Raw genomic sequence first — 1983 nt, forward strand, 5'->3', positions numbered from 1 at the left:
CCCGCACCGAGAGGTGCGGGGCTTTTTTGTGTTGGGAGAACCAGGGTTCACCCAGGCATGGTCATCAGGCCATGTGCTTGATGACTTCGTCGCCGAACTCGGAGCAGGACTTCAGCTGTGCGCCGTCCATCAGGCGCTCGAAGTCGTAGGTCACGGTCTTGGCTTCGATAGCGCCTTCCATGCCTTTCACGACCAGGTCGGCGGCCTCGTTCCAGCCCAGGTGGCGCAGCATCATCTCCGCGGACAGGATCAGGGAGCCCGGGTTTACCTTGTCCTGGCCGGCGTACTTGGGTGCAGTGCCATGGGTGGCCTCGAACAGGGCAACCTCGTCGGACAGGTTGGCACCCGGGGCGATGCCGATACCGCCCACCTGGGCAGCCAGGGCGTCGGACAGGTAGTCGCCGTTCAAGTTCAGGGTGGCGATCACATCGTACTCGGCCGGGCGCAGCAGCACCTGCTGCAGCATGGCGTCGGCGATCACGTCCTTGACCACGATTTCCTTGCCGGTTTTCGGGTTCTTGAAGCTGTGCCAGGGGCCGCCGTCCAGCGGTTGGGCACCGAACTCGTCGCGGGCGATCTCATAGCCCCAGTCGGCGAAGGCGCCTTCGGTGAACTTCATGATGTTGCCCTTGTGCACCAGGGTCAGGGAGTCGCGGTCCTGGTCGATGGTGTACTGCAGCGCCTTGCGCACCAGGCGCTTGGTGCCCTCTTCGGAAACCGGCTTGACGCCGATGCCGCAGTGCTCCGGGAAGCGGATCTTCTTGACGCCCATCTCTTCCTGCAGGAACTTGATCACTTTCTTGGCGTCGTCGGTGTCGGCTTTCCACTCGATGCCGGCGTAGATGTCTTCGGAGTTCTCGCGGAAGATCACCATATCGACCTTGTTCGGCTCCTTCACCGGAGAGGGAACGCCGCTGAACCAGCGCACCGGGCGCTGGCACACGTAGAGATCCAGCTCCTGGCGCAGCGCCACGTTCAGGGAGCGGAAGCCACCGCCCACCGGCGTGGTCAGCGGGCCCTTGATGCTCACGACGTAGTCTTTGATTGCTTCCAGGGTCTCCGCCGGGAACCAGTCGCCGGCGTAGGTTTCCGCAGCCTTCTCGCCACAGAAAACCTCCATCCAGGAGATAGACTTGTCACCGCCGAAGGCCTTTTCCACCGCGGCGTCGATCACCTTGCGCATAACCGGGGTGATATCCACACCGATGCCGTCACCCTCGATAAAGGGAATGATGGGGCGATTCGGTACATTCAGCGAACCGTCGGAATTGACTGTAACTTTTTCGCCGTCTGCCGGCACTTGGATATGACCCATATTGCTTAAACTCCCAAAACTCTGTGACTATTTAGGTCGGGTGTTGCTTGCCCCGCCCGCCTGGATCTAGCGACCCCGGAATCGGGGGCGAGATTAAAAAAACGGCGGGATTATATCAGCATCGGCCCATTTTTGTAGTTGGATTACAATAGTCCATTTTAACCATGCCCCAGATCATCCTTCTCAATAAGCCCTACGGCGTCCTCAGCCAGTTTACCGATGACGGCGGGCGCCCCACCCTTGCCGACCACATCCAGCGCAAGGGCTTTTACGCCGCGGGACGACTGGATTTCGACTCAGAGGGCCTGCTGCTGCTCACCGACGACGGTACCCTGCAGCACCAGATCAGCCACCCGCGACAAAAGCTGCCGAAAACCTACTGGGTACAGGTGGAGGGAGAGATCGGTGAAGATGCCCTGGCCCAACTGCGCCGCGGCGTGCAATTAAAGGATGGCCCAACGGCGCCGGCAAAAGCGAAACGCCTGGCTGAGCCGGGCGTCTGGCCCCGGGTTCCGCCGGTGCGCGAGCGCAAGACCATCCCCACCAGCTGGCTGGAACTGACTATTCGCGAGGGGCGCAACCGCCAGGTACGCCGGATGACCGCGGCAGTCGGGTACCCTACCCTGCGCCTGATTCGCGTCGCCATAGGCAGCTGGAAACTGGGCAAT

At 61.5% G+C, this 1983-nt stretch carries 2 protein-coding genes; one reads left to right on the forward strand and one right to left on the reverse strand.

The features are described 5' to 3' along the window. Positions 1-64: 64 nt before the first annotated feature. On the reverse strand, positions 65-1315 hold the full coding sequence (icd, locus tag IG627_RS17970) for an NADP-dependent isocitrate dehydrogenase (protein ID WP_193194213.1): 1251 nt from the start codon (positions 1313-1315) through the stop codon (positions 65-67). 164 nt (positions 1316-1479) lie between these two features. Between icd and IG627_RS17975 the strand changes: the two genes are divergently transcribed. Then, positions 1480-1983 (forward strand): pseudouridine synthase (locus IG627_RS17975; protein WP_193194215.1); only part of this gene is annotated, 504 nt, incomplete at its 3' end.

The sequence above is a fragment of the Microbulbifer taiwanensis genome, assembly GCF_014904815.1.
Classification (GTDB): domain Bacteria; phylum Pseudomonadota; class Gammaproteobacteria; order Pseudomonadales; family Cellvibrionaceae; genus Microbulbifer; species Microbulbifer taiwanensis.